Genomic DNA, 17,384 nt, shown 5'->3' with positions numbered 1-17,384 from the left:
CCTAAAAACAAAAAAGTCCGATGCTCAACATCAGACATTTTCAGCGGAGGAAGAGGGATTCGAACCCCCGGACCTGTTACAGTCAAAATCGTTACATAAAAGACTGCCGCCAAACTAGCCTCATTAAAACAAAAAGTCCGATGCTCAACACCAGACATTTTCAGCGGAGGAAGAGGGATTCGAACCCCGGACCTGTTACAGTCAACAGTTTTCAAGACTGCCGCAATCGACCGCTCTGCCATTCCTCCGCGGCAAAAGTATAAAACGGATTCAACTTCAGAAAAAATTTATTTAACAAAAAGTTCAACGATGCGTTAAAAACCTTTACTACAAAGGGTTACAGGCGATAAAAATTTTTATACCTCTTCTTTTGTGATCCATTTTCCGGTCGTTGGCGGCGTGTAGGCATCCATTTTTGCCAGCAAACCGGTCACCGTATCACTCACCAGCAGCATGTCGCGGTTCTCCTTTTTCAGCAGTCCCTCCGCAGTCATATGATCCAACAATGCTATAAGATGATCGTAAAATCCGTCGATATTCAGGAGGCCCACCGGCTTTTGATGCAGCCCCAACTGTCCCCAGGTAAGTATTTCAAATAATTCCTCCAGCGTACCGAAGCCACCCGGTAAAGCAATGATCCCATTACACAGGTCATTCATCTTCGTTTTGCGGGCGTGCATGCTTTCTACCGTAATCAGTTCCGTTAACCCGGTATGTGCAATTTCTTTGCTGCGCAAAAATCAGGCAGCACACCGATCACTTCTCCGCCGGCCGTTAATGCTCCATCGGCAACGGCGCCCATCAATCCCACTTTTGCGCCGCCGTACACCAGCCCTATCCCCTTCTCCGCCAGCACCCGGCCGGTTTCAGCGGCTGCTTCCATGTACACCGCTTTAAAACCCGGACTGGACGCGCAAAAGACAGTTATTCTTTTCATCTTTCTTCATTTTGATATCAAATCTAAATTAAAAAAGCCGGGATAAGACTATCCCGGCTATATAGTTAACCTACAACTGTTACACTATTAACAATCCGCTACACGTGTGTATTGCGGACCGTCAACTATTTCCAACCGCCGCCGAGCGCGCGGTACAGGTCTACCGTGGCAGCCAGCTGACTGCGTTTCACGGCCGCCTGGTTCAGCTCGGCCTGCAGGGTGTTGCCCTGTGCGGTAATTACTTCAAGGTAGTTCGCCAACCCGCTCTGGAAGAGCATCCTGGCCTGGCTTACCGATTTGTTCGTGGTCTGCACCTGTGCATCCGCGATACGCTGCTGCTCTTTCAACTTCTCCGCACTCACCAACGCATCACTCACTTCACGCACTGCATTAACCACCGATTGGCGAAAACCGATCACAGCCTGCTCACGCTGCACCTTTGCTACTTCCAGCTGCGTTTTTAAACGGCGCTGCTGAAAAATAGGCTGGGCAATATTTCCGGCAACGGTACCAAACAGCGAATTTGGAATACTGAACCAGTCGCTCGCTTTCAGGGCATTGAGTCCACCTGAAGCGGTAATGCTCAATGCCGGGTACATGCTTGCCTGTGCCACGCCCACATTGGCGTTCGCCGCCTGTAAAGCCAGCTCCGACGCCTTCACATCGGGACGGTTTGCCGTCACGCTAGCGGGAATGCCCGTATACAAACTATCCCACAAGGGCACTGTTTCCAACGACGCACTGCGCGCGATGTTGCCAGGCAGGTTACCCGTGAGTATGCGCAGGGCATTCTCCTGGATCGTAATCGCCTGCTGCAACTGCGGCACCAGCGATTCCGCCGTTTGCTGCTGCGAGATGGCCTGCTGCACGGCGAGGTCTGTTACCTCACCCGCCGTCTTCTGCATGCTGATCATCTGCACGATCGTATCGCTGAGCGATACGTTCCTTTGCGCTACACGCAGCTGCGCATCCAGCATCAGCAGGTTAAAATAACCATTGGCTACACTGGCGATCAGACCGGTTTGCACGGCTTTGGCGCCTTCGTACGACTGCAGGTAAGTGGCCAGTGCGGACTCTTTCTGCCTTCTCAGTTTACCCCATACATCAATCTCCCAACTAAGACTTGCGCCCAGCGTGAAGTCTTCAATATGCGTCGTTTTCAGGAAGTTTTCGAGGCTTACGCCGTTCAAACTATTCTTGGAGGGAATGGACGTATTAGCAGTGGCATTGAGGCCAACAGATGGAAAAAAGGCCGCTTTCGACTGTTTTAAATACGCCTGTGCCTCATCGATTCTCGTTAGCGCGAGCTGCAGATCGAAGTTACCGCGTACGGCTTCTTCCAGCAGTTGTTGCAGCGCGGGATCGCGGAAAAACTCCTTCCAGGCGGCGTTGCCAATGCTGCTATCTGCGGCCGGCTGCTGATTGAAAGTAGCTGGCAGCGCTACCTCCGGCCGCTGGTAGTTGCGACCTACAGTACAGGCAGAAAGCACCGCTGCCAGGAATATAAAATGAATATACTTAGTCATCTGTCGTTCGTTTAAACATTTTGGAGATTAACGGGAACAGGTTTTTTACCGCTCACTTTCTCCTGTAAATACTGGAATATGATGTACAATACCGGGATGATGAACAGGCCGAGTACTACGCCGGACAGCATACCGCCGGCCGCGCCGATACTGATGCTCTGGTTTCCTTTCGCCGAAGCGCCGGTAGCACGCATCAAAGGAATAAGACCCGCGATAAAGGCAAGCGATGTCATGATGATCGGGCGCAAACGCAGTTGTGCTGCCTGCAACGCCGCGTTCAACAATCCCATCCCATTACGACGCCTTTGCACGGCATATTCCACGATCAGGATGGCGTTTTTAGCGAGCAATCCTATCAACATAATTAAACCTACCTGCACATAAATATTGTTTTCGATGCCTGCCAGGTTAATGAATGCAAACGCACCAAAGATGCCGGTAGGAATGGTTAAGATCACCGAGAAAGGCAGGATGTAGCTTTCGTACTGTGCCGCCAGCAGGAAGTACACGAAAATGAGACAGAGCAGGAAGATCACGGTCGACTGGCCACCCGCGTCAATTTCTTCCTTGGTCATACCTACCCATTCGTGGGTATAACCACGGGGCAGGTATTGCGCCGCCACTTCGTTTACCGCGCGGATCGCATCGCCGGTGCTGTAACCAGGCTTAGGCTGACCGTTGATCGTAACGGCGTTAAACAGGTTGTTGCGCGTCACGGTTTCCGGGCCGTATACCTTTTTAAGCGTTACCAGGGCGTTTACGGGCACCATTTCATTGAGATTGTTCTTCACAAAAATATTATTTAAGGAAGATGGCTCTGCACGGAACGGTACGTCTGCCTGCATGATCACGCGATAGTATTTACCGAAGCGGTTAAAGTCAGAAGCGAACGTGCTGCCGTAATACACCTGCATGGTGGAAAGCAGATCGCTGATGGAAACGCCCAGCTGTTTTGCCTTTTGCTCGTCAATCTCCACAGAGTACTGCGGGTTGCCCGTGTTAAATGTGGTAAAAGCAAATGCAATCTCTTTACGTTTCATCAATTCTCCTATAAATCCATACGCTGTTTCGCCCAGTTTACCCAGTTCACCTGCGGTACGGTCCTGAAGGATCACCTCAAAGCCGTCTACGTTACTGAACCCTGGTACGGTTGGCATGGTAAAGAGAAATACATTTGCTGCGGTTATTTTAGACAACTCTCCGTTCATGTGCGCCAGGATGGCGTTCATGTCTTTGATCTCACCGCGTTCCGCATGTGGTTTCATTTTGGCGAAACCTACCGCGTACGAGGAACTGTTGGAGTTCGTAATGATATTCAAACCGGCGACGCTCAGGTCCGGTACACGCCTTCTTTTTTTTCTGTACGATAGAATCGATCTGGTGTACTACTTCTTTGGTCCGTTGCAGGGAAGTTCCGGCCGGCATGTTTACTGCGTATACGAAGAAGCTCTGGTCTTCAGACGGAATAAAGCCGGTAGGCGTTTTCTTCACCATCCATACGGTAGCGCCGGTAATTACCAGCAGACCCGCAATAGCGATCCATTTTCTCCTTACCAGGAACTGTACGCTGCGCAGGTATTTATTCGTCATCGCGTTAAACGCGGTATTGAATGCTGCGAAGAACCTTGATCCAAAGCCTTGCAGTACCAGTTTCTTTTTAGCTGGTTTCGCGCCTTCATGATGTTCTTCCTCGTGATGCGGGTTCTTCAGGAACAGCGCACACAGTGCAGGACTCAGCGTCAATGCGTTCAGCGCCGAGATCAGGATCGCGATAGCCAGTGTAAAGGCAAACTGGCGGTAGAACACGCCCACAGGCCCCTGCATAAAACCAACCGGTAAAAACACGGCAGACATCACCAGTGTAATGGAAATGATCGCGCCGGATATTTCGCTCATCGATTCAACGGTGGCATCTTTTGCATTCATATTCACGCGCTCCATTTTAGAATGGACCGCCTCCACGACCACGATCGCATCATCCACCACAATACCGATCGCTAACACGAGCGCGAACAGGGTAAGCAGGTTGATGGAGAATCCAAACAACTGCATGAAGAAGAACGTACCAATAATCGCCACCGGCACTGCAATCGCGGGTATCAGCGTGGAACGGAAGTCCTGCAGGAAGATGAACACCACGATAAATACCAGGATGAAAGCCTCTATCAGCGTATGTTTTACCTGGTCAATAGATTGATCGAGGTATTCTTTGGTGCTGTAGATCACGGTTTGCTCCACTCCACTTGGCAATTGCGATTCCGCTTTTTTCATCAGTCGGTTGATTTCCGTCTGGATGTCGTTCGCATTGGAGCCAGCCGTCTGGAAAATCGCGATACCGATACCTTCTTTCTGGTTGATGTGTGTTTGCGTGCTGTAGCTGAATGCGCCCAGTTCCACGCGCGCCACATCTTTCAGGCGTAATACCGATCCGTCTGCATTCGCTTTCAGGATGATATTTTCGTATTGCTCGTTCTTATTGAGTTTTCCTTTGTATTTGATTACATACTCGAACGACTCGTTACTGCTTTCACCAAAGCGGCCAGGCGCCGCTTCCAGGTTCTGGTCGCGGATAGCGCCCAACACTTCCTGGGGCGACATGCCATTCGCCGCCAGGCGGTCAGGGTTCAGCCAGATGCGCATGGAGTAATCCTTTCCGCCGAACACCATTACCTGTCCTACACCCGGTACACGTTGCAGTTCAGGGATGATGTTGATTTTGGCGTAGTTCTGCAAAAACGTTTCGTTGTAGCTGGTATCTTTCGCCATCAGGTTCACTACCATGATCATGGAGTTCTGCTGCTTCTGCGTGGCAATACCGGCGGACACTACTTCTGTTGGCAACAGGTTAGTGGCCTTGGCTACACGGTTCTGAACGTTTACGGCGGCCAGGTCGGGATCGGTTCCGAGCTTAAAATATACGTTGAGTGCCATGGTACCGTCGTTGTTTGACGTGGAGGTCATGTATGTCATGTTCTCCACACCGTTCACGGCTTCTTCCAGCGGCGTGGCTACCGAGCGGGCCACTACTTCCGCGTTGGCGCCGGGATACAATGCTGTTACCTGTACACTGGGCGGCGCAATATCCGGGAACTGCGCTACCGGCAAGGATACGAGAGACAGGGTGCCCAGCAGTACCAGGGATAATGGATACTACCGTTGCAAGTACCGGTCGTTCTATGAATTTTCTTAACATTTTGGCAATGGTTTTTAAGGCCGGCCGCCGCGATGGCAGCCGGTGTACGGCAAATAGTAAATGATGGCGTGCTTATTAGAGCGGCCTGGATCTCAACAGGCTGTCGATTTGCACAGGCTGCGGCTGAATCACGGCGCCATCGCGCAGGCGGCCCAATCCGCTGTACACGATACGCTCGCCGTCTTTCAGGCTGTTGCCCACGAAATAATAACCTGTTGTTTTACCCGCAATGGACAGGGGTTTGCTTACTACTTTATTGCTATCGCCCACGGCGAATACAAACACTTTGTCCTGCAGTTCAAAGGTCGCCTCCTGCGGCACTACGATGGTCGACGGGAAGTCTTGCGGAATACGCACCTTACCGGTAGATCCTGAGCGCAGCAAACCTTGCGCATTCGGAAACGCAGCACGGAAGCTGATTGCGCCCATGGTTTTATCGAACTGTCCTTCAACGGTTTCGATCTTTCCTTTACCAGTATAGATGGAACCGTCGGCCAGTACGAGTTCTACCGGCGGCAGGTTCTTAATTTTATCCGCGATGGTTTCACCGGCGATATCATTTTTAAAGTGCAGAAAATCCACTTCACTCATCGAGAAGTAAGCGTATACTTCTTTTACATCTGATATCACGGTGAGCGCCTGCGCTTCTCCCCTGCCCACCAGGCTACCGATCTTTAAAGGAATACGGCCAATGTAGCCGCTTACCGGTGCACTGATCAGCGTATAACCGACGTTGATGCCAGCGTTACCCACGCTGCTCTGCGCCTGTGCTACCGCTGCCTTTGCGGCGGAATATTGCGCCTGCGCGGTTTTCAGCTGCACATCGCTCACCACGTTGTTCGCTACCAGCGGCGAAAGGCGGTCTACTTCCAGTTTGGCTTTTTCCAGGTTTGCCTTTGCGGCTTCCAGCGAGGCTTTTGCGTTGCTGAATTGTTCCTGGTAAGGGCGGTCATTGATGCGGAATAAAGGCTGGCCCTGTTTTACATAAGCGCCTTCATCCACATAAATCTTGTCGAGATAACCATCCACCTGCGGTCTGATTTCTACGTTTACTTTCCCTTCCACTGCGGCGGTGTACTCGCGGAAACTCTTTGCAGGTAATGCTTTCAGCTGCACAACAGGCAGTACCGGCGCATCTCCGCCAGCCATGGGCGCATCTGCAGACGTGGTACCGCAACTATAGGCTATGATGGTGAGTGCTACGGCGATGAACGCTGCAGACAACTTCGTTTTGTTTTGAATAGATACGAATGGTTCCATTAATAAGGCGTTTTTAAGCGGTTAGACGATCCCCTGGCGAGTTACGGACACAACCCCGCGCACGCGGCCATCAGCGGCTTTAGCGCATAGTTAGTCTGTATCTCACAACATGGATCTGAGAAAAAATAATTGCATGAGGGGTCATGCCCGCATTTTGGGCGGCGGCGCATACCCTTGGGCAGCCGTTTCAATAAATTGTGTATATACTCTTCCTGAGAGAGAAATTGCTAAAGTGAAACGAGTGCGTGTAAATTAAATGAGCTTCATCGGTTGTTAGTTTGATGCATAATTACAAATGCAAAGTAAAGACGAAATGCTCAAACGAGCATGTACATTATTGAGGGTTTAATTGTACTTTTCACGGATTTGCTTTTGAAAGAATACTGGCGTCATGCCCGTATGCTTTTTAAAGAAGCGGTTAAAATAGGCGTCGTCTTCAAAACTCAGTTCGTACGCGATCTCTTTAACAGAGTGATTTCGCAGGTACAGCAAGCGTTTCGCCTCCATAATCCGCTTCTCGTCGATCAGGTTTTTCGCATTACGCCCGAACACGGCCTTTACCGAATCGTTCAGGTGCCCGGCGGTGATATACAGCATTTCGGCATAATCGGCTACGTGCACCTTATCGCTGAAGTGTTTGTCTACCAGCATTTTAAACTGCAACACCATGCTTTGGGGCTGGGTTTCCTCGTTTTTGAGGTGCACCGGCTCCGGCGAAGCAATACGCCCGCAGCTGATAATTAAAGCGCTCAACAGGCTTCTTAACACCGCATCTTTACGCGGGCGGTCCTGACGGAACTCATTGATTAGCATGCGGCAATACATCAGTACCTCCTTCAGCTGATCCTCGTCCATCCGGATCACCGACGAGCGGAACATACACCCCCAACAATTCAGGAGACACTGGGTTTCCGTCATCAGGAATTCCGGAGTAAAGTATATATGGATTAATTCACAACCTTCCCCGAAAATCTGCTGGTGGATCTGCCCCTTCTCCAGCATGGTAATCGCAGGCCCTGTCACCATCTGGCGGTCGAAATCCACGTACTGCTCCATATCTCCGCTGGTGAGGATCGATATACAGAAGCCCCGGTGACGGTAGGGCACCTCGCTGGTGATATTGGTCAGCGCCTCGCCACTCAAACGCTTGATATAGAAGTCAGTATCGGCTTTGCAAACGGCTATTTTCTCCTTGGAGAGCATTCTCTGCTCTTTTTTCTCTCCTATCGCGATGTTTTGCATGGATTGTACTTTTTAAGACACAGGGCCGGATTATCCGGCCCTGTAAAAATACAATTTATTTCGTTGCCGCCTTTTCTTTCGGCTTTTCTTTTACTACAACCAGATCGTTCAGCTTCACATCAAAAGGCATTCTGCCCAATAACACGATCGCTCTTTTATCTCTTATTTCGGTGAGTTTACCTACCTGTCCGTTACTTAAGATTTTTACCTGGTCGCCTACTTTTGCCTGTCCGCCAATTTCCTGGAATTTATCCTGCACCTTCTTTTCCATCTTCTCATTAATGGCTTTCTCTTTCTTTTTTAAAGAGAAGGGCTTCCGCCTGCTTCACCACTTTTTGTTTATCGTCGGTACGTTTCCATTCAATCACGATCTGCTTCATCTTACGCTCCATATCCTTCAGATAATTGATCTCATCTTCCCGGATTTTATTCTGCAACTTCTGTAAAGCAAATTGCTGGTTCTTACGCTCCTTATCAGACAAATGCTCGTATTCCCGCTTCAGTCGCTCGTTCTCGCGGAGCAGTTTCTGAAGTTCTTTTTCCTTGGCCTCTACTTTCTGCAAATCCTGCTCGGCTTTGTTCAGCAATTTATCCAGGCGGAAATGATCTTCGTCTACCAGTTTGCGGGCACGATCAATGAGGTTCTTAGGCAGACCAATACGCTGCGCAATAGCGAACGTGTAGGAACTGCCGGGTTTACCGATCAGCAGTTTATACAAAGGCATCAGGGTTTCTTCATCGAAGCCCATTGCGGCATTCATGATCCCTTTTACCTTATTGGCCATGATTTTCAGGTTGAGGTAGTGCGTGGTCACAATGCCGAATGCATGTTTACGCGCCAGCTCCTCCATGATCACTTCTGCAAAAGCGCCGCCGAGGTTGGGATCAGAGCCGCTGCCCAGTTCATCGATGAAAAACAGGGTTTTACCGTTCGCCTCTTCCATGAAAAACTTCATGTTTTTGAGGTGCGAGCTGTAGGTACTCAGTTCAAATTCCAGCGACTGCGTGTCACCAATGTGGATCATCAGCTGCTTAAAAATGCCCAGTTGCGAAGTAGGATGCACCGGTACAAGCAAACCTGCCTGCAGCATCAACTGTATCAACCCAACCGTTTTGAGCGTTACCGTTTTACCACCGGCGTTAGGACCGGAAATCACCAGGATGTGGCTATTCTTATCCAGCGTTACACTGATGGGTATGGTGGGTTTGCTGTTTTTACGGTTGTATAATAATAGTAAAGGATGATAAGCCTCTACGAGGTGTAACATGGCGTGCGGCACGAGCATCGGGAAGTTACCGTTGATGTCGAGCGCCAGCCGGGCCTTCGCGCGGATAAAGTCGTAAGTACCGAGGATGTTGTGATACGTTTCAAGCAGTGGCGAAAATTTAGCCACATCTGCGGTGAGGGTACGGAGGATCTTGTACACCTCCTTGCTCTCCTCCCGCTCCAGCGCAAATACATCGTTGTTCAGCTCAATGGTCTCTTCCGGCTCCGGGAAGGAAGTACGACGCGTATCGCTCTCCCCGTGCAGGATACCTTTCACCATGCGCTTATTTTCCGCGAAGATGGCCACTACCCTGCGTCCATTGAGGAATGCCTCCTCAATGTCTGCCAGGTACCCCAGCTTCGTCAGTTTTTGGAGGATGCGGTCGAACGCACGGCGCACCTCGTTCCGCTTACGGTAAAGCGACATGCGGATGCGCGGGCCAGTTCGGGTGTGGCATTATCGCGCACCTGCCCGTTTTCGTCGAGAATTTCATCGATGAGGGCAGTAATTTTCTTCTCGTAATGCGTTTCCTGGATCACCTCGTACAGGGCAATGTAGGTCACCCGGCGGTCGTGGTCAAAAAGCGTACGATGCTGTGCATGCTTTCGGCCAGCTTACGCAGTTGCATAAACTGATCGCCGCTGAGCACAGCGCCCGGATGTTCAGGAGGCGCAGTTCGTTCCGGAGATTAAGTACATAATCGTTCGGGAAATGCTCCTGAAGCAGTATAAGTTGTTTGTATTCGTGTGCTTGTTGAAGTGCGGTTTTAACGTAGTCGATGTGAGTATGCAATCTTAACTCGCCGGCCATCTGTTTGCCCAGCTCCGTTTTACAATGTTCTTCCAACAAATTCCGGATCTTATCGAACTCCAGTTGCACCAGCGCCGAATCTGGAAAGTATTTCAATTTTTCTGTCTGTTTTTAAGCTTAATACCATGTCTTTGCGGCCGGGTTACGGGCGCACCATCCGTCCCAGGGGCCGCCAAAAAGAATGTTAAAGTTACTTAACTTCCTCATCTAAACCACCACATATCCCGTAATTTGAGTAAATGGCGGGTTAATTTATTGTATCGTACCTTTAAAATCCCGCCATACAATAAAGGAGGAGATATGAAAAAATACTTATTGTTAGGCTGTTTATGGGCCATTTCGCTCACCGCCTGCGCACAGAAAAAGAATCAAAAAAAGAAAAAGTACCGGCAGACATGGAAGTTAAAGACACAGACTCAACGGCTGTCGCCACGTTCGGCGGCGGATGCTTCTGGTGTACGGAAGCGCAGTTTCAATACCTGGAAGGCGTGCTGAAGGTAGAATCCGGTTATATGGGCGGCCATGTAGCCAACCCCACCTACGAAGACGTATGCACCGGCAACACCGGCCATGCCGAAGTGATCCGGGTTACCTACGATCCTCGTAAAATCGATTACCCTACCCTGCTGGAGGCGTTCTGGATCAGCCACGATCCTACCACCCTCAACCGCCAGGGCAACGATGTGGGCACACAATACCGCTCCGTGATCTTCTATCACAATAAAAAACAACACGAAGAAGCCGAATTCTATAAAAAGAAACTCGGGGAGTCGGGCTCCTATAAAGACCCGATCGTAACGGAGATAGCAAAGAAAGCGCCTTTTACAAGGCGGAGAACTATCACCAGGATTACTTTAACCAGAACGGCTCACAGCCTTACTGTTACTATGTCATCCGGCCGAAACTGGAAAAATTCAAAAAGGTGTTTAAGGAGAAACTGAAACACGAATAGTTAAAAAACCGCCTTTCACAGGGCGGTTTTTCATTTTGATATGATCCTTAACTTTCTTTAGCCCGCTTGTACCAAAGCGTGAGCAGGTAAAAGGCTACTGCGGTAGACAGCAGCAGTGCGCCGGTGAAGTTGAAAAAAACCGACTGCTCCTTCGTGAACCAGGCAATCCGGCCCAACACGCCCGAGGCAATAGCAGCCAATAACGTACATACAGTTAACACGTTCATAAGGTACGGTTTAGAGGTTAATGAAAGGGGTACACAGCTATATAACCGCAGAAACCACCCAATTGTTCAGGCTGGTGATGAAAAAGACATTTCAAACCGGAAATATGACATTTCAGCTAAGCATGAACCTGCCTGCCGGGCGGACTTCCTACCTTTCCTTCCCCAAAATCTGCTTGAGAAATGGCCGTAAGAGAGCACCGCATCCGGGTGGCAGGATATTTTATCGTGGCCTGCACCTTCTTTTTATTTTTTATGCTGGAGATGTTTTTTTCCTGGCATGATGAAAACATGCTACTGAAAACCACCGGTATCACCGTTCTTTGGAGCCTGGCCATCTGGGAAGTGACGCGATTCGCGATTCTTTCCCTCCGTAAACGTTACCGCAGCCTGAAACTGATAAAGAAACGCACCCTCACTGCTGTACTTATCCTCGTACCCTACGCTATTTTCGTGGGCGTGATCCGCATCTGGATCGAAGACCGCAGCGACCTTTGGGGCGTGCGCGTAGGCAGCATCACCAATTACTCGGTATCTTCGGGCATCAGCCTGCTGTTTGTGCTGTTACAGATCGCCGTGTACGAAGGCATCTATTTTTTCCACGAATGGAATAAAGCCCGCAAAGAGGCCGAGGTACTGAAAAGACTGCACTTCCAGATGCAGTTCGATGCCCTGAAACTCCAGATCCAACCGCATTTCCTGTTCAACACTTTCAGCACCCTTATCAGCCTGATTACGGTAGATCCGCCGAGAGCCAAGGTATTTACCGAGAAGTTGAGCAGCACCTACCGCTATTTTCTCGAAGCCAGCGAACGCGAAATGATTTCTCTGGAAGAAGAACTCCATTTCGCCCGTACGTATTTCTATCTTCTCCAAACCCGGTTCGACAGCGGTTTATACCGGAGATAGACGAGATCCCGCACATTGAGAACTACCGTATTCCGCCACTGAGCCTGCAACTGCTGCTCGAAAATGCCATCAAACACAACATCATCACCCGCAACCGCCCGCTGCGCATCCGTATTGGCATGCAGCCGGGCAAACACCAGATTACCGTCACGAATAACCTGCAACGCAAGGCTACGGTGGTGCCCAGCGGCAAAGGTTTACAACACCTGCGTAAACGGTTCGCGTTAATGTCGATGGACGGCGTGAAGGTCCAGGAAAACCTGCCCGACAATGAGTTTAAGGTGACACTGCCGCTGTTTCCCGCACGGGAACTCGAATTGGCGAAATAAAAGCGCAAACGGGGAAAAATCACCACACTCTTATTGCTAACCATTTTTAGCGATGCAGCCGCAGCGTGCCATCCAGCGCTTTCGCGCGCGGGGCCTGCTTTTTGTGCGTATCAACAGGCTCAGGTGTATCCGTGCTAATATTTCGCTATCTTAGTACGTCGGCCCTGAGCCGTATACTTTCAAAAAACATGTATGATTATTCCCGGGAAGTCCGATCCTGATACCTACCGTCTAAATCAAGCGGCAGCGTGGTCTACCGCCATCACAAAAGGACAGTCGGATATTATTGCGATGATTACGAGCGGGGACGAATTGCACCATGTTCTGGGCACTATTACTTCCCTGGTTGAGCAGCACAGTGACAATGATCTACACGCCTCCATCCTGCTGGCCGCACCTGATGGTGAACATCTCTTACACGGCGCAGCACCTGCCCTTCCGGAAGTTTATAATCGATTGATCGACGGTTTGCCCATTAAAGATGGCAATGGCTGTTGCGGCACCGCTGCCTTCCTGAAAACACCGGTCGTTATTGAAAACACTTTAACGGACGCACGCACCGCCGCCTTCCGCGAAGTCGCACAGCGCTTTGGCCTGCTCGCCTGCTGGAGCACGCCCCTGTTATCGCGCTCCGGCAAACTGTTAGGCACTTTCGCACTTTACTATAAGCAACCTATGGCGCCCTCGGCCCGTGACCGGGAACTGGTACGCATGCTGAGCAGCACTACCGTACTGGCCATAGAATATATATTGGCCGACCAGGAACGAAAGCGCCTGCTCAACCTGCAACAGGCAGCGGAGCAAAAGGCGGCTTCTGCCGAACACCTGGCCGAACTGGCCGCTGAAGCGTCGCGAACAGGCACCTTCCTGGTAGACCTGGCCACCAACACCATCCAGTTTTCCCGGTTACTCTCCAGCATCCTTACCGGCGATATACTCCATACGCACAACCGCGACCTTTTCGTCAAACATGTGCATCCGGAAGACGCCCACATCCGGGAAGCAGCTTACCGGGATGCGGTGCAGACCGGTCACCTGGCATACGAGGCCCGCTTTATCTGGAACGATGGCACCATTCACTGGGTTAAAGTCGTCGGCGCCTATCAATATGACCAGCAAGGAAGGGCCGTAACACTATCCGGCACCGTATCCGACATCACCAACGAGAAGTTAAAAAATGCGGAGATGCAGGCACTCCAAAGCCGCTTGCAGTCGCTTTAAACACGCGTCGCTGGGCATCGCACTTACCGACCTGAATGGTTGTCATACACTGGTAAACCCGGCGTATGAGCGAATCGTCGGTTACAGTGAGCAGGAGCTGAAAGCACTGAGCATGCGCGAAATCAGTCATCCCGACGACTGGGAACGTAAGAAAGCTATGCTGGACCTGCTGTTCGGCGGACAGCGGGCAGAATTCGAAATTGAGAAAAGATATACGCATAAAAACGGCCACCAGGTTTGGGCCCGCAATAATGTTTCGTTATTATATGATGAAAAAGGCCAGCCAGCCCATATTATCGTTATTTCCGAAGACATCAGCCAGCAGATAGAATCCAAACAGGAGCAACAGAAACTGCGTAAGCTGGTGGATAATAGTGTGGACATGATGGCCATCCTGGGACTGAACGGCAAAAACACCTACATTAACAAAGCAGGCATGGAGATGCTCGGCTTCGCTGATCAGGACGCTGTGCAGAACACGCCGATTTCAGATCTGCATTCGCCTGAAGATTTTGACAAGGTGCAGCATGAAGTATTGCCGGCGGTGATGCAAACCGGTCGTTGGGCAGGCACCATGATCGTGCGCAACCTGAAAACCGGCGAGCGTTTTCCAGTATACAATAATACTACCCGCATCGATCATCCGCTCACCGGTGAACCTATGGCCATCGGCGCCGTCATGCGCGATATGCGCCCGGAACTGAAAGCGCAGAAAGAGCAACAGAAACTCATCGCCCTGCTGGAAAAAAGCTCCGACTTTGTAAGCCTTTCCGACCTGGAAGGCAACGTACACTACGTAAACGAGGCTGGCCGCCGCATGCTGGGCATCGAAACCCGGGAAGAACTGGAGCGCCACAACAGCGAGTATGTAGTGGAGGGAGAAGTGGAGCGCCTGCAAAATGATATCCGTCAGCAGTTGCTGGATACCGGCCGCTGGGCGGGCGAAATACTGTACAAACATTTTAAAACCGGCGAAGCTATTCCCGTATACGGCAACTCTATGTTGGTATACGACGAAATCAGCGGCGAACCGATCGGCCGTGCTACCATTTCGCGCGATCTGCGGCAGGAAAAAGCCTTTAATAAAGCACTAACGGAAAGCGAACAGCGTTTCCGTACCATGATCGAGCAGGCGCCGGTAGCCATCGGCGTTACGAAAGGTGCGGATATGATCATCGAAACGGCCAACGATGCGTTGCTCGACCTTTGGGGACGCGACCGCAAAGTAATTGGCCAACCTTTGCTTACAGCCCTGCCGGAGTTACAGGGCCAGCCATTCCCCGCACTGTTTAAACAGGTATTTGAAACCGGCATTGCTCATTATGGATTCGAAACACCCGCCGCCCTGGTGCGGAATGGCGTGCTCGAAATCTTCTATTTTAACTTTATATATGCCCCGTTCCGCGTAAACGGCGTTACCACGGGTGTACAGATGCTCGCCACCGACGTGACCACGCAGGTGAAAGCCAAAAAGGAATTGCAGGCCAGCGAAGAACGTTTCCGTAACTTCGTCACCAACGCCCCTACCCCAATTGCTGTTTACGTGGGCCGCGAAATGCGCATACAGACAGCAAATGAGGCGGTGTTAAAAACCTGGGACCGCGATGCGTCCGTTATCGGCAAAACATTCCTGGAAGCACTGCCGGAGCTGGAAGGCCAACCGTTCTCGCAGCTGCTGGACGATGTTTATATGACCGGCGTTCCTTACAATGCAAAAGAAGCGAAGGTTGAATTGTTCGTCGGCGGCCGCATCAAAACACATTATTTCAACTTCACCTATAAACCACTGCGCGACGGCAACGGCGAAGTGTTCGGTGTTATTAATACCGCTACCGACGTAACCGACCTGGTACTGGCCCGCCAGCAGTTAACAGAGGCGGAAGAGCGCCTGCGACTGGCCGTGGAATCTGCCGAAATCGCTACCTGGAACATCAACCTGCAAAACGGGGAAGTCAACTTCTCGCAGCGGGCAAAGGACTGGTACGGCTTTGAAGGCGAAAGTGTGAATATGCACGACGGCTTTGCGGCCATCCACCCCGACGACCGCGGATACGCCGTGGCCAATATGGAAAAGGCACTTAAATTTGAGAACGGCGGCAACTACGAGGACGAGTATCGCGTAGTAGGTATGCATAACAGCCATTTGCGGATATTGCGCATGTCCGGCAAGGTAATATTCGGCGAGCGAAACGAACCGATATTGCTGACGGGCATCGTACGGGATATCACCCTGGAAAGAATGCAGGCGCAGGAACTGGAAAATATGGTGCAGCAACGCACCCGTGAACTGCAAATGGCCAACCTGCAACTCAAACAAACCAACGAGGAACTGGAGCAATATGCATACGTAGCCTCGCACGATTTGCAGGAACCACTGAGAAAGATCCGGATGTTTTCGAGCATGCTGAAGGACAATAAAGAGCTTAGCGGCAACACGACGATTCAAACTTACATTAATAAGATAAGCGCATCCGCCACCCGAATGAGCCTGCTGATCAAAGACCTGCTGGACTTTTCCCGTGTAGATGCCAAGGAGGAGCTCTTTACGACGGTAGACCTGGGTAAGGTGCTGGCCAATGTGGAGCATGATTTTGAATTGATGATCGAGCAGCAAAAGGCAGTTATTACGGCCGATAAACTGCCCGTGATCAGTGCCATCCCATTGCAGATGAACCAGTTATTCTATAACCTGCTGGGCAACGCGCTGAAGTTTATACCGCCGGGAGAAGCCCCCGGATCATCATCACCTGTACACAGGCCGGGGAGCAGTTGTTGCAGGCGCACCACAAATCTGCCGGCAAAACCTGGTACCACATTTCTATAGCAGACAATGGCATTGGGTTTGACGACTTCCTGAAAGAGAAGATATTCATCATTTTCCAGCGGCTCAACACCCGCGAGCAATATGAGGGAACAGGCATAGGGCTGGCATTGTGCAGAAAAATCGTGTTATCGCACGGAGGCGCTATCTGGGCCGAAAGCGAACCGCAGAAGGCGCCACATTCCACCTGCTGCTGCCGGCACAACAATAGCTAAAGACAACAACTTGAACATCAACATATACAAATGCAGCCACAAACTTTTAAAACCACATCCGATACTATCCACCCCATCACTTCGTGTTTTATCCCGTTGTGCTGGCCGGTATCATTTGCAGCATTATCGCATATGTGCGGCAGGGCAGCCTGGAATGGTTGTTCATCTGCCTGCTCTTCGTCCTCGCGGGCTGGCTGGGCTTTATGATGCGCCAGCACTACGCGCTCACGCTGCAGGACCGTATCGCCCGCCAGGAAGTGCGCTTCCGGTATTACACACTTACACAAACCCGCTTCGAGGTACTGGAGCCGCAACTCACCTTACCACAGGTATTGGCGCTGCGGTTCGCCTCCGACCTCGAGCTGCCGGCCCTCGTCAGCCGCGCGGTGAAAGAACGCCTCTCTCCTACAGACATTAAAAAGGCTATTAAGGATTGGCAGGGGGATTATATGCGGGTATAACCTTATCTACATAAAA

At 50.9% G+C, this 17,384-nt stretch carries 14 protein-coding genes, 1 tRNA gene and 2 pseudogenes; 7 read left to right on the top strand and 10 right to left on the bottom strand.

Features of this window, described 5'->3' with window-relative positions:
- Window positions 1–164 precede the first annotated feature (164 nt).
- From MKQ70_RS02595 to MKQ70_RS02555, 9 genes and pseudogenes are all read right to left on the bottom strand, one after another.
- A tRNA-Ser gene (locus tag MKQ70_RS02595) sits at window positions 165–248 on the bottom strand.
- Window positions 249–356: 108 nt separating this feature from the next.
- Window positions 357–737, bottom strand: coding sequence for an LOG family protein (locus MKQ70_RS02590; RefSeq protein ID WP_248067535.1), 381 nt, complete (start codon window positions 735–737; stop codon window positions 357–359).
- Window positions 704–937, bottom strand: coding sequence for an LOG family protein (locus MKQ70_RS02585; RefSeq protein ID WP_248067531.1), 234 nt, complete (start codon window positions 935–937; stop codon window positions 704–706). The genes MKQ70_RS02590 and MKQ70_RS02585 overlap by 34 nt, the downstream gene beginning before the upstream one ends.
- A gap of 125 nt (window positions 938–1,062) precedes the next feature.
- Window positions 1,063–2,463 carry an efflux transporter outer membrane subunit gene (locus MKQ70_RS02580; RefSeq protein WP_248067528.1) on the bottom strand — a complete coding sequence of 467 codons (1,401 nt, stop codon included), beginning with the start codon at window positions 2,461–2,463 and terminating at the stop codon, window positions 1,063–1,065.
- 11 nt (window positions 2,464–2,474) lie between these two features.
- Window positions 2,475–3,782 (bottom strand): efflux RND transporter permease subunit, encoded by a 1,308-nt coding sequence (locus MKQ70_RS37440; RefSeq protein ID WP_282456181.1) that lies wholly within the window; start codon window positions 3,780–3,782, stop codon window positions 2,475–2,477.
- Complete coding sequence (locus MKQ70_RS37435; RefSeq protein WP_282456180.1) at window positions 3,703–5,568, bottom strand: efflux RND transporter permease subunit; 1,866 nt, start codon at window positions 5,566–5,568, stop codon at window positions 3,703–3,705. Before MKQ70_RS37435 ends, MKQ70_RS37440 begins: the two co-directional genes overlap by 80 nt.
- 163 nt (window positions 5,569–5,731) lie before the next feature.
- Window positions 5,732–6,916, bottom strand: a complete 1,185-nt coding sequence (locus MKQ70_RS02570; protein ID WP_248067525.1) for an efflux RND transporter periplasmic adaptor subunit — start codon at window positions 6,914–6,916, stop codon at window positions 5,732–5,734.
- Between the two features lie 345 nt (window positions 6,917–7,261).
- Window positions 7,262–8,158 (bottom strand): helix-turn-helix domain-containing protein, encoded by an 897-nt coding sequence (locus MKQ70_RS02565; RefSeq protein ID WP_248067522.1) that lies wholly within the window; start codon window positions 8,156–8,158, stop codon window positions 7,262–7,264.
- Window positions 8,159–8,213: 55 nt separating this feature from the next.
- A pseudogene (locus MKQ70_RS02555) lies at window positions 8,214–10,332 on the bottom strand (endonuclease MutS2).
- Between the two features lie 233 nt (window positions 10,333–10,565).
- Between MKQ70_RS02555 and msrA the strand changes: the two are divergent.
- Window positions 10,566–11,188, top strand: a pseudogene (msrA, locus tag MKQ70_RS02540) (peptide-methionine (S)-S-oxide reductase MsrA).
- 47 nt (window positions 11,189–11,235) lie between these two features.
- Here the strand turns inward: msrA and MKQ70_RS02535 are convergent.
- On the bottom strand, window positions 11,236–11,415 hold the full coding sequence (locus MKQ70_RS02535) for a hypothetical protein (protein ID WP_248067489.1): 180 nt from the start codon (window positions 11,413–11,415) through the stop codon (window positions 11,236–11,238).
- Between the two features lie 180 nt (window positions 11,416–11,595).
- Between MKQ70_RS02535 and MKQ70_RS02530 the strand changes: the two genes are divergently transcribed.
- The 6 genes from MKQ70_RS02530 (at window position 11,596) to MKQ70_RS02505 (ending at window position 17,368) form a co-directional block, all read left to right on the top strand.
- Window positions 11,596–12,321, top strand: a complete 726-nt coding sequence (locus MKQ70_RS02530; RefSeq protein ID WP_248067486.1) for a sensor histidine kinase — start codon at window positions 11,596–11,598, stop codon at window positions 12,319–12,321.
- Window positions 12,322–12,440: 119 nt separating this feature from the next.
- Window positions 12,441–12,650: a hypothetical protein gene (locus MKQ70_RS02525; protein WP_248067484.1), complete on the top strand. Its 210-nt coding sequence runs from the start codon at window positions 12,441–12,443 to the stop codon at window positions 12,648–12,650.
- A 192-nt stretch (window positions 12,651–12,842) separates the two neighbouring features.
- Entirely contained in the window at window positions 12,843–13,871 is a 1,029-nt protein-coding gene (locus MKQ70_RS02520) for a GAF domain-containing protein (protein WP_248067481.1), read from the top strand.
- Entirely contained in the window at window positions 13,828–16,695 is a 2,868-nt protein-coding gene (locus MKQ70_RS02515) for a PAS domain-containing sensor histidine kinase (RefSeq protein ID WP_248067477.1), read from the top strand. Before MKQ70_RS02520 ends, MKQ70_RS02515 begins: the two co-directional genes overlap by 44 nt.
- Complete coding sequence (locus MKQ70_RS02510) at window positions 16,641–16,907, top strand: sensor histidine kinase (protein ID WP_248067474.1); 267 nt, start codon at window positions 16,641–16,643, stop codon at window positions 16,905–16,907. Before MKQ70_RS02515 ends, MKQ70_RS02510 begins: the two co-directional genes overlap by 55 nt.
- 83 nt (window positions 16,908–16,990) lie before the next feature.
- On the top strand, window positions 16,991–17,368 hold the full coding sequence (locus MKQ70_RS02505) for a DUF6526 family protein (RefSeq protein WP_248067471.1): 378 nt from the start codon (window positions 16,991–16,993) through the stop codon (window positions 17,366–17,368).
- Window positions 17,369–17,384 lie beyond the last annotated feature (16 nt).

This window comes from Chitinophaga sedimenti (assembly GCF_023156195.1).
Classification (GTDB): Bacteria; Bacteroidota; Bacteroidia; order Chitinophagales; family Chitinophagaceae; genus Chitinophaga; species Chitinophaga sedimenti.
This window is presented reverse-complemented; position numbering and strand designations above follow the sequence as displayed.

What these genes read in the sequence shown, in the direction of transcription:
- MKQ70_RS02530 (WP_248067486.1), top strand. Translation starts at nt 11,596, where the DNA reads ATGGCCGTAAGAGAGCACCGCATCCGGGTGGCAGGATATTTTATCGTG.
- MKQ70_RS02585 (WP_248067531.1), bottom strand. Translation starts at nt 937, where the DNA reads ATGAAAAGAATAACTGTCTTTTGCGCGTCCAGTCCGGGTTTTAAAGCG.
- MKQ70_RS02525 (WP_248067484.1), top strand. Translation starts at nt 12,441, where the DNA reads ATGCAGCCGGGCAAACACCAGATTACCGTCACGAATAACCTGCAACGC.
- MKQ70_RS02520 (WP_248067481.1), top strand. Translation starts at nt 12,843, where the DNA reads ATGATTATTCCCGGGAAGTCCGATCCTGATACCTACCGTCTAAATCAA.
- MKQ70_RS02570 (WP_248067525.1), bottom strand. Translation starts at nt 6,916, where the DNA reads ATGGAACCATTCGTATCTATTCAAAACAAAACGAAGTTGTCTGCAGCG.
- MKQ70_RS02515 (WP_248067477.1), top strand. Translation starts at nt 13,828, where the DNA reads ATGCGGAGATGCAGGCACTCCAAAGCCGCTTGCAGTCGCTTTAAACAC.
- MKQ70_RS02580 (WP_248067528.1), bottom strand. Translation starts at nt 2,463, where the DNA reads ATGACTAAGTATATTCATTTTATATTCCTGGCAGCGGTGCTTTCTGCC.
- MKQ70_RS02565 (WP_248067522.1), bottom strand. Translation starts at nt 8,158, where the DNA reads ATGCAAAACATCGCGATAGGAGAGAAAAAAGAGCAGAGAATGCTCTCC.
- MKQ70_RS02535 (WP_248067489.1), bottom strand. Translation starts at nt 11,415, where the DNA reads ATGAACGTGTTAACTGTATGTACGTTATTGGCTGCTATTGCCTCGGGC.